This is a genomic window from Pseudoalteromonas sp. UBA2102, from assembly GCF_002331165.1.
Taxonomy (GTDB): domain Bacteria; phylum Pseudomonadota; class Gammaproteobacteria; order Enterobacterales; family Alteromonadaceae; genus Pseudoalteromonas; species Pseudoalteromonas atlantica.
In genome coordinates this window covers 1-16218 of record NZ_DCYU01000039.1, presented here as the reverse complement: position 1 = coordinate 16218, position 16218 = coordinate 1, and the positions used below count along the sequence as shown (strand labels likewise).

Below are 16218 nucleotides of genomic sequence, written 5' to 3'. Positions count from 1 at the left end.
TGTAGCGATTATTGGCGCAAGCGGCTATAGCGGCGCAGAATTAGCAAGCTTAGTTGCTAAGCACCCTAATTTAACGTTATCGGGCTGTTATGTCTCTGAAGGAAGTTTAGATAAACATAAATTATTAAGTGATTTATACCCAGAGCATAGAAACCTTCTTGATATTCCTCTACTACCACTGAGCGAATCAGCGTTTGATGACATAAATTCGAGTGCCGATTACATCTGCTTATGTACTGATCACAAAGTAAGTGTTGATTTAGCCCCGCAGTTTTTAGCTATGGGTAAAAAAGTATTTGACCTATCAGGTGGTTACCGCCTTGCCAGCAACGACGACTATGTTACTTACTATGGTTTTGAGCACCAACATCCTGAGTTGTTAAACGAAGCAGCCTACGGGTTAGCCGAGTGGAATAGCAGTGCAATTGCCAATGCAAATCTTGTGGCAGTAGCCGGCTGTTACCCAACCGCTGCGCTTAATGCGTTAAAGCCGTTGCAACAGGCAGGCTTGTTGAGTGATGAAAAAGTGATTATTAATGCTGTTTCAGGTGTTACTGGCGCAGGGCGTAAAGCCAGCGTAGGTACTCACTTTTGTGAAGTATCGCTTGCCCCGTATGGTTTATTTAACCATCGTCATGGGCCTGAAATTGAACAACACCTTGGCCACAAGGTGTTATTTACACCGCACTTAGGTAACTTTCCGCGTGGAATTTTAGAAACTATTTATGTACAGCTGAAGCCAGGCGTTACCAAGGAAAACGTATCTGATGCTTATCAAGTACTTAATAACGAGCCGTTGATTCGTTTGTTAGCTGATAAAGTGCCATCTATTAAAAGCGTGGTAAAACAACCCTATGTTGATATTGGTTGGCAGCAGCAAGGCTCTCAACTGATTGTTATGGCAGCGATAGATAATCTATTAAAAGGCGCTGCGGGCCAAGCCTTGCAATGTATTAACTTATCAATGAATTTAGATCACACCACTGGCTTAAAAGGAGCCTTTTAATGAGCACTAAAACGTGGGTAATTAAATTAGGTGGTGCTGTACTTAATACTGAAAACGCGGCAAAAGCTTTGTTTAATGTATTAAACGCTGATCAAAATAATCAGTTTGTTATTGTTCATGGTGGTGGCTCGTTAGTTGACACTTGGCTAAAACAAGCAGGCTTTGCTAGTGCAAAGCACCAAGGACTGCGTATTAGCCCAAGTGAACAAATGCCTTACATAGTGGGGGCGCTGGCTGGCTGTGCAAATAAGCAGCTGGTAAGCCAAGCTATTAATGCAGGCCATAAACCTGTTGGCCTTTGTTTGTATGAAGCCGGAGTTATGGCGTCTCAAAAGCTAAAAGCGCTTGGGCAAGTAGGTAAGTGCGAAAGTAATGATGATTCAATTGTTAACGATTTACTTAAGCTTGGTCGGTTACCTATCGTCAGCTCTATTGGGTTTGATGAGCAAGGTAACTGGTACAACGTTAATGCTGATGAAGCTGCCGCAGCGATTGCTAGCAACTTAAATGCAGAACTTATTTTTATGACAGATGTAGAAGCGGTACTTGATGCAAACAAGCAGCCGTTACATCAACTTGACACAAAACACATTGATACTTTAATTGATGAAGGGGTAATTTTGGGCGGAATGGAGGTCAAAGTTAAGACCAGCCTGCACGCTGCCCAACATTTACGACGCGGTGTGTATATTTCCAGCTGGCAAAAGCCAGACAATTTAACTGCTTTGCTACAGGGCGAGCATGTCGGAACAAAAATTACACCATAGGGTTATCATGTTAGAGAATTTTTTAACGGGTCTAGAATTAGACCAACAAGGCGCACTAAATTTACTAAAACTAGCGCGTGATTTAAAAGCAAAGCCAGAAAAGTACAGCCAAGTATTAGCGGGTAAGTCAATTGTTACCTTATTTGAAAAGCAAAGTTTACGTACGCGTTTATCGTTTGATATTGGTATTAACCGTTTAGGCGGCCACGCTGTGTATTTAGATCAGCAAAACGGCGCTATGGGTGCACGTGAATCTGTAAAAGACTTTGCACTTAATATTTCTACGTGGGCTGATGGAATTGTAGCGCGCGTAAACCAGCACAGCACGTTAACCACCTTAGGTGAATACTCTAGTGTACCTGTCGTTAATAGCTTGTGTGATTTATATCACCCGTGCCAGGCATTGGCTGATTTTTTAACGCTGCAAGAAGTACACGGCGATGTGAGTGAGCTAAAAGTGGCTTACTTAGGTGAAGGTAACAACGTTACTCATTCACTTATGTTATTAGCGGCAACGCTAGGTACTGATTTTGTTGCTGTTACACCAAAAGGCAGCTCGCCTGATTCACAAATTCTTAAAAAGGCAGAGCAAATTGCTGCAATGAACGGCGCATCAGTAATGGTAAGCGACCGTGTAGAAGCCGCTGTAGGCGCTAATGTTGTATATGCAGATACGTGGGTGTCTATGGGCGATGATACGCCTCTTGAGCAAGTTAAAGAAAAATACATGCCTTATCAGCTAAACCAAGCATTGCTAGAACAAACAGGTGCGACTACGGTATTACATTGCCAACCGGCACACCGTGAGTTTGAAATTACCTCTGAGGTAATGGATGGCCCAGCATCAAAAATTATTCAACAAGCAGAAAATCGCATGCATGCGCAAAATGCTCTGCTAGTTACATTACTAAATCCAAATTTTGTTAAGGAACACCTATGAGTTCAATTAAAAAAGTCGTTTTAGCCTATTCAGGTGGTCTTGATACTTCAGCTATCGTGCCATGGTTAAAAGAAAACTACGGTTGTGAAGTAATTGCCTTTGTTGCCGATGTAGGCCAAGGCGCTGAAGAACTTGAAGGCGTTGAAGAAAAAGCCATCGCATCAGGCGCATCTGAGTGTTACGTAGTTGACTTAAAAGATGAAATGGTAAGTGAGTACATTTACCCAACGCTCAAAACGGGTTCTATTTACGAAGGTACTTATTTATTAGGTACGTCTATGGCGCGTCCTATTATTGCTAAAGCGCAAGTTGAAATTGCACGTAAAGTAGGTGCCGATGCACTTTCGCATGGTTGTACTGGTAAAGGTAATGACCAAGTACGTTTTGAATCATGTTTTGCAGCGCTTGCACCTGATTTAAAAGTAATTGCACCATGGCGTGAGTGGGATTTATCAAGCCGTGAATCATTATTAGATTACTTGGCTGAGCGTGATATTCCGTGTTCTGCTTCAGCAACAAAAATATACAGCCGTGATGCTAACGCGTGGCATATTTCGCACGAAGGCGGCGAGCTTGAAGATCCATGGTGTGAGCCTAGTGACCAAGTTTGGACCTGGACTAATTCACCAGAGCAAGCACCCGATAAAGCTGAGCATGTAACGCTTACGGTTATTGAGGGGGAAGTGGTTGCCGTAAATGGCGAGCAGCTTAAACCTTATGACTGTTTAGTTAAATTAAACGACATTGCTGCGCCACATGGTGTTGGCCGTGTAGATATTGTAGAAAACCGTTTAGTAGGCATGAAATCGCGCGGCTGTTACGAAACACCAGGCGGTACCGTTATTATGGCGGCACTGCAAGCCATTGACGAGCTAGTGCTTGATAAATCAAGCCGTAAGTGGAAAGAAGTACTGGGCGGTGAATTTTCGCATTTAGTCTATGACGGTCGTTGGTTTACACCACTAAAAGACTCTATTTTAGCCGGTGCAGAAGCACTTTCTACACTTGCTACAGGTGAAGTTGTACTTAAGCTTTACAAAGGCCAAGTGACAGCCGTTCAGAAAAAATCACCTAATAGCTTATACAGCGAAGACTTTGCTACATTTGGTGAAGACGACGTATATGACCAGTCACACGCTGAAGGCTTTATTCGTTTATTCTCGCTTTCGAGCAGAATTTCAGCAATGGCTAAAAAGTAAATTATTTATAGCCCCTTGTATAAGGGGCATTACAGGGTTTGGAGAGATTTCATGGCATTATGGGGCGGACGTTTTTCTACGGGTCCAGATGAGGCGTTTAAACAATTTAACGACTCACTTCCGTTCGATTATCAGTTAGCAGAGCAAGATATTATTGGCTCTGTGGCATGGGCAGGTGCGCTTGAGCAAGTAAATGTACTCACAAGCGATGAGCACACTAAATTGGTTGCAGCACTAAATGAACTGCTTGAAGAAGTAAAAGCAGATCCACAAGCAGTGGCTACCTCAGGTGCAGAAGACATTCACTCGCACGTAGAAGCTGCACTAATCGAAAAAGTAGGTGATTTAGCTAAAAAGCTACACACAGGCCGAAGCCGTAATGACCAAGTAGCCACTGACTTTAGATTATGGTGCCGCGATACTGCCGATCATTTGCTCGGTGCAATTGCTGCACTAAAAGCTGAGTTTGTGGCGTTAGCTGAGCGCGAGTTGGGGACTATATTGCCAGGCTATACGCATTTACAACGTGCTCAACCTGTATTGTTTAGCCATTGGTGTATGGCTTATGTAGAAATGCTAGAGCGTGATGAAAGCCGCTTGCAAGATGCCAAAGCGCGTTTTAATTTTTGCCCTCTAGGGAGTGGCGCACTAGCAGGTACTGCCTACCCAATTGATCGCCAAGCTTTGGCGCAAGGCCTAGGCTTTACTGGCGCAACTAAAAACAGCCTTGATGGCGTATCTGACCGTGATTTTGTAGTAGAGCTTTTAAGCTGTGCTTCTATTTCTATGATTCACTTATCGCGTATGGCTGAAGATTTAATATTTTATAATTCTGGTGAAGCCGGGTTTATAGAGCTTGCTGATAATGTTACCTCTGGCTCATCGTTAATGCCGCAGAAAAAGAACCCTGATGCACTAGAGCTTATTCGTGGTAAAACTGGCCGTGTATTTGGGGCGTTTAGTGCCATGATGATGACCTTAAAAGCACTCCCTCTTGCGTACAATAAAGATATGCAAGAAGACAAAGAAGGTCTTTTTGACGCTATGCCAACTTGGCTTGCCTGTATTCACATGGCGCAAGCGTGTATCAAAGGCGTAAAAGTAAACGGCGATAAAACGCTTGCAGCGGCAAAAGGCGGCCATGCTAATGCAACAGAGCTTGCAGACTACTTAGTAGCTAAAGGTGTGCCATTTAGAGAAGGCCACCACATTGTGGGTGTACTTGTGCAGCTTGCTATAAGCGAAGGTAAAACTCTTGAAGAGCTTTCGCTTGAGCAGTACAAATCGGTTAATGACGTGTTTGAAGATGACGTTTACCCAGTACTTGAAATAGATGCCTGTATTAAAGCTCGTCAAGCGCTTGGCGGTACATCTATTAAACAAGTGACCAAAGCGGTTAAAGAAGCCAAAAAAAAACAGCAAATAACGGTTCGTGATGCAAATTTAGATGATGTTGAAGATATTGCTAGGCTGATACAGCACTGGGCTACGGTAGGTGAAAACTTGCCGCGTGCTAAAAGCGACATGGTGCATTCAATTAACGAATTTGCAGTAACAGAAATAGACGGCAAAGTGTCGGGATGTGCATCGTTATACATTTATGACACGGGGCTTGCTGAAATACGCTCTTTAGGCATAGATCCACAAAGCGCGGTAACTGGGCAGGGTAGGCAGCTTGTAGAGCACTTATTAGCAAAAGCCAAAAAATTGGCGCTTAATCGCGTTATTGTATTAACCCGTGTGCCAGACTTTTTTGAACAGCAACGTTTTACTTTTTGTAGTAAAGAATCGTTACCAGAGAAGGTAATGAAAGATTGCGAACTTTGCCTTCGTAAAGAAAACTGTGACGAAGTAGCAATGGAATATATTTTAAAGCCAAGTACACGTGCGGAGATCCCGTGTAAATACGTGGCTTAAATTCCCTGGATATAAAAAACGTACGGTTACCCCTGTACGTTTTTTTATGTGTATAATAAGCTGGTCAGATGAGTTTGGGGTGCGAGTTTTCACTTTAGTTGCAAGGGTTAACTTAAGGCTTAGTGTGAATAAAATACCTTGTTAGCATATATTATGGGTATGTCAAAAAATCTTGGCACGCTGGTTGCTTTGTATAAGTCAGATAGCAAAATAGCTATCACTGCTTAAAACAGGTAATGCAATTACCTACATGATGGTGTGATTAAAAGTTGCGCCAAATAATATTAAAACTTATACAAGGATCAATCACATGCAAGTTTCAGCTAATAGCCAATTACAAATGCAAGCATACAATAAAACACAACAATTACAGCCTGCAGCGGAACAAATTGCTAGCCCTAAAACCCTACAATCTGATACAGTAAGTTTCTCTCACGAGGCGATGAGTGCTGCGAGTGCAGATATCCAACGTAATGGTGCTGCAATACTGTCAGGTGGTTCAGGTACTCGCCCTAAGTAATTACAAGGTCTTGAATGTTTTTAGCTGAGTTTTTTGGTCTGTTTTCGTTGTCAGCCTTTTCAATGTGGGCTTTTTTGATGGCGTTCTTCTTCAATATCTTTATATATACCTTAGATATTAAAAGGAATACTACACTACTGCTCAGCTCTTTCATTATGATGGTTTCGTATACTGCTTCGGATTATATTTTTACTTGGTTCTCATATTACGACACTACTTATTTCGATTGGGCTGTATACGATCTATCTACGATCTTATGCTTAATCATCGCTTCATTAATTATTAAAAAGACTACACCTTCTTTTTTATACTTACTCTTAGGTCTATCTATAAATTCTATATTTTTCTTTTTGATGTATTTAGATGTTTATATTAATAAAAATCTAGAACCTTGGTGGTTTTGGAGTCTTTATCAGTTTGCAGTAAATATTATAGATATGCTAATGGTTATAGCTCTTATTGTTGATAGGGACTTTTTAGGTCTACACGGTATAAAAAGAAAATTAACTCGATTGTTTAAATCGAGAAAAACACAGCCCACGACCTAGCTTAAATGTACTTATCTGAAGCCCTAATGGATTATGTAGCGGCTTTCTCCCAGTGGGGCTTTTTAATGGCCTTCCTTTTTTGTTTGGTCTCCAGCATAAACAAAGAAAATAAATCTCCTGTGTATTTATCTGCACTTATGCTTTGCTCATATATTTTTAGCAGCTATATAAAACTACTAGAAATATTATACCTTAATTGGGCCTTCTACGATTTTATTACAATTGTGGCACTGTTAATTTTACAGTACTTTAATGCCTTTAAACGAAATAAAGCTTTTCTGTTCCTTGTACTAGCATTAACAACCAATGCTTTGCTAACGTTGGTTCTGTATTATGATATATACGTTTTGTATAACTATGAGCCATGGTGGTACTGGAGTGCCTACTCCATCGGTGTGAACCTTATCGATGTATTAATGATGCTTTCATTAGTGGTTAACCACCGAATGGTAAACCCCTCTCAATCCGTTATATTAAATAGAGGGGAAAATGACAGTAAGTTATAATTATGCAATTTATCTTGGAGCAATTGTACAATGGGGTTTTTTGTTTGCATTTTTGCATGCATTAGCAAACTCGATTAACAAGCCAGATAAAGAGCTTGTATATATCTCACTTGTTATGTGCATTTGCTATTCGGGAAGTTTGTTCACTGATTATGGGCAAACTACTTATTTAGATTTTATTTTATTAGATGCATGTACATTACTTGCTCTACTCTTTTTAAAGCGCTTCAAATTTAAATCATACCCGGTAGCGTATTATTATGTCACTGCAGGATTATGCATTAATATTATTTTTAGTTTTTTAATGCACCTAGATATGACTTTTTCAAAATATTATGAATATTGGTGGTTTTGGTCAGTATTTACGGTTGTGGTAGGAAGTGTAAATATTTGCATGATCACAGTGTGCTTTATTAACCGAGATTTTTTAGGTCTTGTTAAGTTTAAAAGTTGGTTTTTTAATAGAACTTTGTAATTAATAATAATTGTTAAAAAGTTTAGTGTTAAGTCAGGTTGTTTAGTAAATGGTTGTTTTAATGAATTTCGAGATCTTTATTCTCCGAGCTTGCTTTTAAGATGGGGTTTATTTCTTTTATCTCAGATATAAGCTTTGCACATACATTAAGTATTATTATGCAATGGGGATTTCTCATGGCATTTCTATACTCTTTAGTTTCATCTATTAACTCACGCTTTAAAGCATTAGTTATTCTTTCGCTTATAATGGCTGTTTCATATTTTCCAGGAATGTTCTTCAACTTTCAAACAGTTACTTATTTTGATATTGCTTTATTAGATGCTATAACCCTAGTTGTATTGGCACTTGTGCAGAACTTATATATTAAAGAAAAAACAATTGCCTTTAACTACCTTATGTTTGGGCTGAGTATAAATATGTGTTTAGCTCTGGGTATGTACTTAGACCGTCATATTTTACAGAATTACACCCACTGGTGGTTTTATGATTTTTATGTAACGGTAGTATTGGTATTAGATTTTAGCATGATTTTAGTGCTGTTTATCAATAGAGATTTTTTAAAAATTATTTATTTAAAAAACCTTATTTACTCGTTCTTTGCTAAGAAACCGCAATAGTGAATAATGTTCTAATCTCTCCTGAAGTGTCAGTTTATATCGGTGCGTTAGTGCAGTGGGGGTTTTTAATGGCCTTTTTATATTCACTAACAACTAGCATTAACAATCCAACAAAACAGGCTGTATGGCTATCTTTAGTTATGGTAGTTTCTTACTGCTTAAGTACAGTTATAGATATTTACAACATTAGTTACATAGAACTGTTTTGCTATGATGTAGGCACTTTATTTTTTATTTTATTTCTGCGGTATTTCCTACCTGAAAAGCGCATATCTACTTACTTATTATTTGGCTTGAGCATCAATTCGTTATTATTTTTAGCTATGCACATAGATGTGTTTGTACGTGGTAATTACGAACCGTGGTGGTTTTGGTCTGTTTATACAGTTGTTATTAATATGATGGATATCATCATGGTTGGTATTTTTTTCGTAAAAAAGGATTTTTTAAGGTTAGTGCATGCTACTGATAAGTTGGTTAGCGGTGTTATGAGATTGAAGCAAAATGGCTGATATTCTTTGGGATTTAGTGTCAATTAGAGACTATGTGGGTATTTTTATTACTTGGCTGTTCGTTTTTGCATTTTTATATAACTTATCTGCAAGTATAAATACTTCTCAAAAAGCGAATGTGTACTTATCTTTGATTATGATGATCTCTTATAGCTCTAGCACTCTCTTCGATACAGTTACTGTATCGCACTTATATTATTTTTATTTTGACATTGTTACTTTAGGAGTCATTTTTTCCTATAAACGCATTAGTAATGAAGCTATGCCTGTATCTTTATATTATGTCATTGCAGGCTTAAGTATTAATGCGTGTTTGTTTTTAGCGATGCATTACGATATCGAAGTGCGTGGCACATTGTATTATTGGTGGTTTTGGAATGTTTATGTGTTTGGCATGTATTTTACTGATTTATTAATGCCGTTGGTTTTAGTTGTTAATAAAGATATTTTAGGTTTAGTAAAGCTAAGTAATTATTTAACTACAAAGTTGAAGCGTTTCCGATATGCATAACCTGTTATGGGCGATGGCTGATCTTTATGATTACATAACCATTTTAATTACATGGCTGTTTGTTTTTGCATTTTTATATTGCTTATCTACAAGCATAAATAAGTCAGATAAAAGTTTAGCCCAAATATCATTTATTATGATGGCTTCATATACATCAAGTATGGTTATGGACCCGCAAACAGCCACACCTCACTTAAACTTGTTCTTATTTGATGCAGTTACGATAATCGCTTTGATGATATGGATGATTTTTTTATCGAAAGCTAAACCGATCGCCTTTTATTATTTAATCGTGGGGCTAAGTTTTAATGCGTTTGTATTTTACGGTATGCATTACGATAGTATCGTTGTTGGGAATATAGAGTATTGGTGGTTTTGGGGGCTTTATGGTATTGGGCAGCTTACAAGTGACTTAGTAATGGCATTGGTTTTATTTGTAAATAAAGATATTTTAGGGTTAATAAAAGTCAAAAAATATCTCGTTAAAAAAATGGGTGCTTATTAATGCTCCAACATGTATTTATGGCATTGAGCACAGTAAATGACTACCTAAGTATTTTTATTACATGGGCTTTTGTAGTTCCATTTCTTTATAATTTTGCTTGTACAATAAACTGCCGCAATAAGCATATTATGTACATTTCTTTCGTGATGATGCTCTCTTATACGCTCAGCCTATTTATGTTCAAAGCATCATTTATCCTTACAGGCTCAATATATTTAGATTTAGTAATTGCAGATTTACTTACCATTTTCACGCTTGCTTGCCTCTCCTATAATTATAAACATGCTAACGCCACAGCCTATTATTATCTTCTTTGTGGTTTAACGTTTAATGCAACATTACACATGGCTATGCATTACGATTATGTGGTGTTGGTTAGTTATGACTATTGGTGGTTATGGGGGGTCTATGGGGTTGGCCAGTTTTCGAGTGACTTAATAATGGCAATAGTATTAATTATAAACAAAGATATTTTAGGCTTGGTAAAGCTTAAACGTGCTTTATTTAACCGCAATGAATTACAAGCTATGGCTAAAAAGTAGTTAGGTATATTAGCGCACCTAAAGTGCGCTAATTGTGTTTGTTTAGCTTGCGTCGCAGCCTAACCTTTGTTTTAAAGCATCCACTACAAGTGGGCTTACAAATTCGCTCACATCGCCATTATGGCGGGCAACTTCTTTTACCAAGGTTGATGATATAAACGAGTTGCGCTCAGAAGGTGTTAAAAACACGCTTTCTAAATCTGGATTTAGGCGGCGGTTCATATTTGCGAGCTGAAATTCGTAATCAAAATCAGACACCGCTCTAATACCGCGAATAAGCACATCAGCTTTATGATCAAAAGCTAAATCGGCTAGTAAGCCTGAAAAGCCAATCACTTTTACATTACTCAAATGCCCTAAAATAGTGTTGGCTAAATCAACTCGCTCATCAAGACTAAAGCACGGCTTTTTAGAAGGGTTATGAGCAATAGCAACAATAACCGTGCTAAACATTTTAGCTGCGCGCTGAATTAGGTCGGTGTGGCCGTTGGTTAACGGGTCGAAGGTACCAGGATAGATTGCCGTAACGTTCATAGATTTCACTAACTATTATTTTTTAAGTAGTCTATCAGTGTTTGTTCTACAAATCAGCCTAGGAGATCAGGTTGATCTTTTATGTTTGATATTTAATCAGTGAAAGTGCTTTAAATGCGTTACTATTTTTTAAAGTGTAATTACGCTGCTTAGGCTTTACTTTAGTTAACAGCACCACATTAATACAAATGCCTGCGTGGAGCATAATCAGACCTCGTTTTTAAAATAGTAAATTATGATGGTATTTAAACCAGCCTGATTTGTTTATACTGCAAGGCTGATATTTATTGTAATGTAGTTTATAAGTTAATTTGAGTCGTCGCATATGAATACTAAGGATAAAATAATACACACCAGTATTTCGTTATTTAATGAACATGGTGAGCGTGCAATATCAACCAATCATATTGCATCACATTTAGGGATGAGCCCGGGTAATCTTTACTATCATTTTAAAAATAAAGAAGACATTATCCGACATATTTTTGCGCTTTACAGCGAGCATTTACATACTCATTTTAAACCTATTGAAGCAAACGATGATGCGTTTGATCATTTAACTGCTTATTTAGATTCATTATTTGAGCTAATGTGGCGCTATCATTTTTTTTACGACAACTTAGGCGACATCCTCTCAAGGGATGAAAGTTTAAAACAAGCCTACATTGGTTTTCAGTCAACTTTATTAGAGCAGGTTCGCCAAGTTATTTTAGGCCTGCGCGATAACGAAATGATTGCCATAGAAGAGCAAGATGCGCTCGAACTTGCCCATACGCTTAAACTAACCGTTAGTTTTTGGACTCCGTATATTAAAGCGCGTAGGCTCAGTGGTAATTTAGCCGAGCAAGATATTTATCATGGCATTTTAAAAGTATTAGCATTATTTAGGGCTTACAGCACCGAAAAAAGCATACTTAAAATGAATCAGTTACGTGAAAAATACACCCAACTTGCAGAGCAAGCGCCAGCGCTTGCCTAACTGCTGTTAGTTGGTTAGTTCCTAGACGCAAAAATTTTTGCTATAATCGCGCGCCCAATGCCTGGGAGCGCGAATTCCCGCAGTCTAAGAGTGAACTATGCTTAAATTTATCGTCAAACTACATCCTGAAATTGCCATTAAAAGCCGTTCGGTACGTAAACGCTTTACTAAAGTGTTAGAAAATAACATTAAAATTGTATTGCGCCGTGTTGACGAAAAAGTACAAGTAAGAAACAACTGGGATAATATTTCTGTTGTAACTAAGCTTGATGATGCACAAACACGCCTAGACTTTATCGATAGCTTGCAGCGCATTCCTGGTATTGTGCAATTTATTGAAGTGACCGAAACTGACTTCACAACGCTTGACGATATCTATAAAAAAACCATAGACCTAGTAGGGCATACCATCGTTGGTAAAACGTTTTGTGTACGCGCAAAGCGTATTGGTCAACACGACTTTACTTCTACGGACTTAGAGCGTTACGTGGGTGGTGGTTTAAACCAGCACGTTGAAGGCGCTCGCGTTAAGTTAAGCCGCCCAGAAGTAACTATTCGCTTAGAAGTAAAAGACGATAAAGCCTACATAGTTACGCAAACTCACCTAGGTATGGCTGGCTTTCCACTGCCAACACAAGAAGATGTGCTTTCGTTAATGTCAGGCGGCTTTGACTCTGGTGTAGCAAGTTATCAGATGATCCGTAAGGGCGCTCGCACGCACTTTTTATTCTTTAATTTAGGTGGCGCAGCACACGAAATTGGTGTTAAACAAGCCAGCTACTATTTATGGAAAAAATTTAGCTCTACTCATAAAGTTAAATTTATCACGGTTGATTTTGAACCGGTTGTAGCCGAAATTTTAGAGAACGTTGAAAACAGCCAAATGGGTGTTGTGCTAAAACGCATGATGATGCGTGCTGGCAGCCAAGTAGCCGAAAAATTAAATATTCAAGCCTTGGTAACTGGTGAGAGTATAGGTCAGGTTTCTAGCCAAACCTTAGCTAATTTAAGTGTGATTGACCGCGTAACAGAGACCCTGATTTTGCGCCCACTTATTCAGCACGACAAACAAGAAATTATTAATATTGCCCGTAAAATTGGCACGGCAGAAATGGCCGAAACCATGCCTGAGTACTGTGGTGTAATTTCTAAAAAGCCAACAGTTAAAGCTAAACTTGACGTTATTAAAGCCGAAGAAGAAAAGTTCGACTTTGATGTGCTTAATACTGTTGTAGAAAATGCTCGCATTATGGATGTGCGTGATATAGACGTAGAAGCTAAGCAAGAACTTAAAGAAGCTGAGTCGGTAGTTGATTTACCAGCGGGTGCAGTGGTTGTTGATATTCGCTCACCAGAGGAAGAGGATGCAGCGCCGCTTGAGATTGACGGTATAGATGTAGTGCATTTACCGTTTTTCCGCTTAGCGACTAAATTTGGTGATCTGCCAAAAGATAAGGATTACTACCTGTATTGTGAAAGAGGGGTTATGAGCCAGTTACAGGCGCTTATTCTTCATGAAGCAGGCTTTACGGGTGTAAAAGTTTACCGCCCGTAAAGGTTAACCGTAATTTAGAGCGTGGTTTATACCACGCTTTTTTTTGCCTTAATTTTAGCAAGTAGAGCATCGTTTTGCGGGGTGCTGATATTTAATCGCTTACCTTGTTGGCTAATATAGCCACAAATGGCGTCTATTTCGGTTTGTCGGTTATGCGCTACGTCTTGATGCATTGAAGAGTAGTTTTCAGCGGTTAGCATCATTACGTTGTAAGCGTTGTTAAGCGCATCGGCAAGTTTAATATCAAGCTTTAAAGCATGGGCTATTTGGCATGCCTCAGTTAATAAGTTAAAAATAATGCTATTAAAATAAGGGGCACGTAACTGACCATTTTTAATATCATACAGTGCGCTTAATGGGTTAATGGCAATATTTACTAATAGTTTTTCAAACCGTAGCTGCTCAATATTAGTACAGTAGCTTAGCTGCGGCACGTTTTGCAATTGCTCACACATTGCTTGGTGATAACTGTGCGCGCAAGGGTTGCAGGCACCTAATACGCTTTTACCTTCACCGGTGTGCTGTACTATAAAGTCGTTTGTTTTAAAGCCAGCCATGCTGGTGGTTAAAAAGTACAACGCTTGTCGCTTATCGAGTTGCTCATTGAGCGTTTCAACATTACCCATTCCGTTGTGCGATACAACAAGTACACTACTTGGCGATAAAAAGGGTTTAACTTGCGTAAAGGCCGATTGAACCTGAAAAGCCTTTACAGCAAAAATAACAATATCAAACCCGGGCTGTTCATTAATTTGCTTAAGCGTAATAAACCGCGCATTAATTTTTTGCGAAGGCTGTTTTGCTTTGCAATAAAAGCGTGTATTTGCAGTGGCTTTGCGTGTTAACACATGAACAGTGTGAGCTTTAGATAAAAAATGGCTTAGCAATAAACCAATAGCGCCGTCGCCAATAATAAGAATATTAGCCATAAGGGTTCTTTTTTCGAGGAGTAAAAATGGTTCTTAGTAAAAAGTACGTGGCCGCGCCGGCAAAATCAGCAATAAAATCACCTAAAGAGGCCTGCCTGTAGGGAAGCGCATCTTGCATTATTTCTATTGCTGCACCGTAGCCCGCAAGCAAAAGTACTTGCGTGTACAGCGGTAATTTAAAGGCTTTATCCATAATGATGGCAAGTATAAAAAAAATCCCAAAGTGGGCAACTTTATCAACATGTGGAAATAAGTTCGTAACGCCGCCTTTTATTTCTTTGGCAAATAAGAGGGTAAACACCACAATACTAATCAAAAAAACTGCTTGGTAAACACGCCTTGTCACGATAAATCCTAAAACCGCTTAAAAAAGAGGCTGCAGTATATCAAACTAAATTAGTATCGCACCTGAACAACTGGCAGAAAAATGTAAAGATTTATAATTTTAGCGTTATAATCGGCGCATAAATTTAGATTTAATAGTTAGGAGAACCCAATGCCTTCATTTGATATCGTATCAGAAGTAGAAATGAACGAAGCTAAAAATGCAGTAGATAACGCCAACCGTGAGCTAGAAACGCGCTTTGACTTTAGAGGTGTTGACGCATCAATTGAGCTAAACGACAAAACAATTAAACTAAAAGCAGAAGCTGACTCACAAGTTATGCAATTGTTTGATATTTTAGCAGGTAAAATTTCTAAGCGTGGTATGGACGTAGCAAGCTTGGAGCTGCAAGACATCACTCGTGCTGGTAAAAACGTGTTTCGTAATGTTGCACTTAAGCAAGGCATTGAGAAAGACATGGCTAAAAAAGTAGTTAAAGCCATTAAAGACTCAAAAGTAAAAGTACAAGCTGCTATTCAAGGTGAAGAAGTACGTGTAACGGGTAAAAAGCGTGACGATTTACAAGCCGCTATGCAAGTCGTTCGCACTGCAGATTTAGGCCAGCCTTTCCAGTTTAAAAACTTTCGCGATTAATTAGCTAAGTGCCTTTAGTATTTTAAAGTGAAAATTTAAATGTGTGGTTATTAAATATATTAGCCACACATTTTCCCCCGTCTTAATTACAGCCTTTACTTACCCGCAAGCCTAAACCCCTTTTACCTGTGTAAAATTAGTCCACTGTTATTCCATACTCTTTTAACGTTATTTAAATGCATTATTAAACCTGCTTATCACGCAGTTGCGTATATTAGGCTATTCTTAATATCAATATTACTTAATAGCGACTGTTAAAGGCTTTAAATGCTTAAGTTTTTTGTTTTTATACTTATTATTGCGAGCAGTAAGTTTAGCTTTGCCAAGCCAATAAATGTAGATGTGTTGGTAGAGGACGGTTACTTTCCAATTATTATTAATGCCGAAAAAGAGCAAGGGTTAGCGCCTGAGTTTGTAAAAATACTCAATGACTCTCAAAGCGAATATAAATTTACTCTTAACTCTTTGCCTGTAAAAAGGCTCAAAAAGTGGGTCGAATGGGGGGAGTTCGACATGTTGTTTTTAATGGCTATGCAATGGGTGCCTGAGGTAGCAAGAAGTGCCTTACAGGAAACGAGCTTTTATGTTATTGCTAAAAATGAGTTGTATACGCTGGCACAAAACGCCCAAAAGCAAAGCTATTTCGATGACTTACATGCTTTAACAAAAGCGGG

18 protein-coding genes and 1 pseudogene are annotated in these 16218 nt (G+C 38.7%); 16 read left to right on the top strand and 3 right to left on the bottom strand.

All coding sequences use genetic code 11. The annotated features are described in order from the left end of the window. From argC to B2R65_RS04880, 12 genes are all read left to right on the top strand, one after another. A partial coding sequence (gene argC / locus B2R65_RS04940; RefSeq protein ID WP_414704496.1) for an N-acetyl-gamma-glutamyl-phosphate reductase occupies positions 1-1006 on the top strand: 1006 nt, incomplete at its 5' end. Continuing rightward, positions 1006-1773, top strand: a complete 768-nt coding sequence (gene argB, locus B2R65_RS04935; RefSeq protein WP_096042142.1) for an acetylglutamate kinase — start codon at positions 1006-1008, stop codon at positions 1771-1773. The genes argC and argB, both read left to right, overlap by 1 nt. Positions 1774-1780: 7 nt before the next feature. Further along, positions 1781-2713, top strand: a complete 933-nt coding sequence (locus tag B2R65_RS04930) for an ornithine carbamoyltransferase (protein ID WP_024034341.1) — start codon at positions 1781-1783, stop codon at positions 2711-2713. Further along, positions 2710-3912: an argininosuccinate synthase gene (locus B2R65_RS04925; RefSeq protein ID WP_004588532.1), complete on the top strand. Its 1203-nt coding sequence runs from the start codon at positions 2710-2712 to the stop codon at positions 3910-3912. Before B2R65_RS04930 ends, B2R65_RS04925 begins: the two co-directional genes overlap by 4 nt. A gap of 51 nt (positions 3913-3963) precedes the next feature. Continuing rightward, positions 3964-5829, top strand: coding sequence for an argininosuccinate lyase (gene argH, locus B2R65_RS04920; RefSeq protein ID WP_286741390.1), 1866 nt, complete (start codon positions 3964-3966; stop codon positions 5827-5829). 310 nt (positions 5830-6139) lie between these two features. Beyond that, complete coding sequence (locus tag B2R65_RS04915; protein WP_256850743.1) at positions 6140-6349, top strand: hypothetical protein; 210 nt, start codon at positions 6140-6142, stop codon at positions 6347-6349. A 1037-nt stretch (positions 6350-7386) separates the two neighbouring features. Next, the gene (locus B2R65_RS04905; RefSeq protein WP_286741387.1) at positions 7387-7878 is read left to right on the top strand and encodes a hypothetical protein; all 492 of its coding nucleotides are present in this window, start codon (positions 7387-7389) and stop codon (positions 7876-7878) included. Positions 7879-8054: 176 nt separating this feature from the next. Continuing rightward, the gene (locus B2R65_RS04900) at positions 8055-8498 is read left to right on the top strand and encodes a hypothetical protein (protein ID WP_286741385.1); all 444 of its coding nucleotides are present in this window, start codon (positions 8055-8057) and stop codon (positions 8496-8498) included. Continuing rightward, positions 8498-9010, top strand: a complete 513-nt coding sequence (locus tag B2R65_RS04895) for a hypothetical protein (protein ID WP_286741383.1) — start codon at positions 8498-8500, stop codon at positions 9008-9010. The genes B2R65_RS04900 and B2R65_RS04895 overlap by 1 nt, the downstream gene beginning before the upstream one ends. Beyond that, positions 9003-9521: a hypothetical protein gene (locus B2R65_RS04890; protein ID WP_273607298.1), complete on the top strand. Its 519-nt coding sequence runs from the start codon at positions 9003-9005 to the stop codon at positions 9519-9521. Before B2R65_RS04895 ends, B2R65_RS04890 begins: the two co-directional genes overlap by 8 nt. Continuing rightward, the gene (locus B2R65_RS04885; RefSeq protein ID WP_286741382.1) at positions 9514-10026 is read left to right on the top strand and encodes a hypothetical protein; all 513 of its coding nucleotides are present in this window, start codon (positions 9514-9516) and stop codon (positions 10024-10026) included. The genes B2R65_RS04890 and B2R65_RS04885 overlap by 8 nt, the downstream gene beginning before the upstream one ends. Beyond that, positions 10026-10568: a hypothetical protein gene (locus B2R65_RS04880; RefSeq protein ID WP_273610684.1), complete on the top strand. Its 543-nt coding sequence runs from the start codon at positions 10026-10028 to the stop codon at positions 10566-10568. The genes B2R65_RS04885 and B2R65_RS04880 overlap by 1 nt, the downstream gene beginning before the upstream one ends. Before the next feature lie 42 nt (positions 10569-10610). Here the strand turns inward: B2R65_RS04880 and coaD are convergent, their stop codons facing one another. Further along, a complete protein-coding gene (gene coaD, locus B2R65_RS04875; protein ID WP_054983183.1) occupies positions 10611-11102 on the bottom strand; it encodes a pantetheine-phosphate adenylyltransferase in 492 nt (163 codons plus the stop codon). A 325-nt stretch (positions 11103-11427) separates the two neighbouring features. On the opposite strand from coaD, the gene B2R65_RS04870 reads away from it, so the two are divergent. After that, on the top strand, positions 11428-12081 hold the full coding sequence (locus B2R65_RS04870; protein WP_004588522.1) for a TetR/AcrR family transcriptional regulator: 654 nt from the start codon (positions 11428-11430) through the stop codon (positions 12079-12081). Positions 12082-12178: 97 nt separating this feature from the next. After that, positions 12179-13636, top strand: a complete 1458-nt coding sequence (thiI, locus tag B2R65_RS04865; RefSeq protein ID WP_004588521.1) for a tRNA uracil 4-sulfurtransferase ThiI — start codon at positions 12179-12181, stop codon at positions 13634-13636. Positions 13637-13662: 26 nt separating this feature from the next. Here thiI and B2R65_RS04860 read toward each other — a convergent pair whose 3' ends face one another. Both B2R65_RS04860 and B2R65_RS04855 read right to left on the bottom strand, forming a co-directional pair. After that, complete coding sequence (locus B2R65_RS04860; RefSeq protein WP_273610685.1) at positions 13663-14565, bottom strand: ketopantoate reductase family protein; 903 nt, start codon at positions 14563-14565, stop codon at positions 13663-13665. Then, positions 14558-14911 carry a VanZ family protein gene (locus B2R65_RS04855; RefSeq protein ID WP_064386896.1) on the bottom strand — a complete coding sequence of 118 codons (354 nt, stop codon included), beginning with the start codon at positions 14909-14911 and terminating at the stop codon, positions 14558-14560. Before B2R65_RS04855 ends, B2R65_RS04860 begins: the two co-directional genes overlap by 8 nt. 150 nt (positions 14912-15061) lie before the next feature. On the opposite strand from B2R65_RS04855, the gene B2R65_RS04850 reads away from it, so the two are divergent. Beyond that, complete coding sequence (locus B2R65_RS04850) at positions 15062-15544, top strand: YajQ family cyclic di-GMP-binding protein (protein ID WP_004588518.1); 483 nt, start codon at positions 15062-15064, stop codon at positions 15542-15544. A gap of 267 nt (positions 15545-15811) precedes the next feature. Beyond that, positions 15812-16218, top strand: a pseudogene (locus B2R65_RS04845) (ABC transporter substrate-binding protein); the annotation flags it as partial.

What these genes read in the sequence shown, in the direction of transcription:
- argB (WP_096042142.1), top strand. Translation starts at nt 1,006, where the DNA reads ATGAGCACTAAAACGTGGGTAATTAAATTAGGTGGTGCTGTACTTAAT.
- B2R65_RS04930 (WP_024034341.1), top strand. Translation starts at nt 1,781, where the DNA reads ATGTTAGAGAATTTTTTAACGGGTCTAGAATTAGACCAACAAGGCGCA.
- B2R65_RS04925 (WP_004588532.1), top strand. Translation starts at nt 2,710, where the DNA reads ATGAGTTCAATTAAAAAAGTCGTTTTAGCCTATTCAGGTGGTCTTGAT.
- argH (WP_286741390.1), top strand. Translation starts at nt 3,964, where the DNA reads ATGGCATTATGGGGCGGACGTTTTTCTACGGGTCCAGATGAGGCGTTT.
- B2R65_RS04915 (WP_256850743.1), top strand. Translation starts at nt 6,140, where the DNA reads ATGCAAGTTTCAGCTAATAGCCAATTACAAATGCAAGCATACAATAAA.
- B2R65_RS04905 (WP_286741387.1), top strand. Translation starts at nt 7,387, where the DNA reads ATGACAGTAAGTTATAATTATGCAATTTATCTTGGAGCAATTGTACAA.
- B2R65_RS04900 (WP_286741385.1), top strand. Translation starts at nt 8,055, where the DNA reads ATGGCATTTCTATACTCTTTAGTTTCATCTATTAACTCACGCTTTAAA.
- B2R65_RS04890 (WP_273607298.1), top strand. Translation starts at nt 9,003, where the DNA reads ATGGCTGATATTCTTTGGGATTTAGTGTCAATTAGAGACTATGTGGGT.
- B2R65_RS04885 (WP_286741382.1), top strand. Translation starts at nt 9,514, where the DNA reads ATGCATAACCTGTTATGGGCGATGGCTGATCTTTATGATTACATAACC.
- B2R65_RS04880 (WP_273610684.1), top strand. Translation starts at nt 10,026, where the DNA reads ATGCTCCAACATGTATTTATGGCATTGAGCACAGTAAATGACTACCTA.
- coaD (WP_054983183.1), bottom strand. Translation starts at nt 11,102, where the DNA reads ATGAACGTTACGGCAATCTATCCTGGTACCTTCGACCCGTTAACCAAC.
- B2R65_RS04870 (WP_004588522.1), top strand. Translation starts at nt 11,428, where the DNA reads ATGAATACTAAGGATAAAATAATACACACCAGTATTTCGTTATTTAAT.
- thiI (WP_004588521.1), top strand. Translation starts at nt 12,179, where the DNA reads ATGCTTAAATTTATCGTCAAACTACATCCTGAAATTGCCATTAAAAGC.
- B2R65_RS04860 (WP_273610685.1), bottom strand. Translation starts at nt 14,565, where the DNA reads ATGGCTAATATTCTTATTATTGGCGACGGCGCTATTGGTTTATTGCTA.
- B2R65_RS04850 (WP_004588518.1), top strand. Translation starts at nt 15,062, where the DNA reads ATGCCTTCATTTGATATCGTATCAGAAGTAGAAATGAACGAAGCTAAA.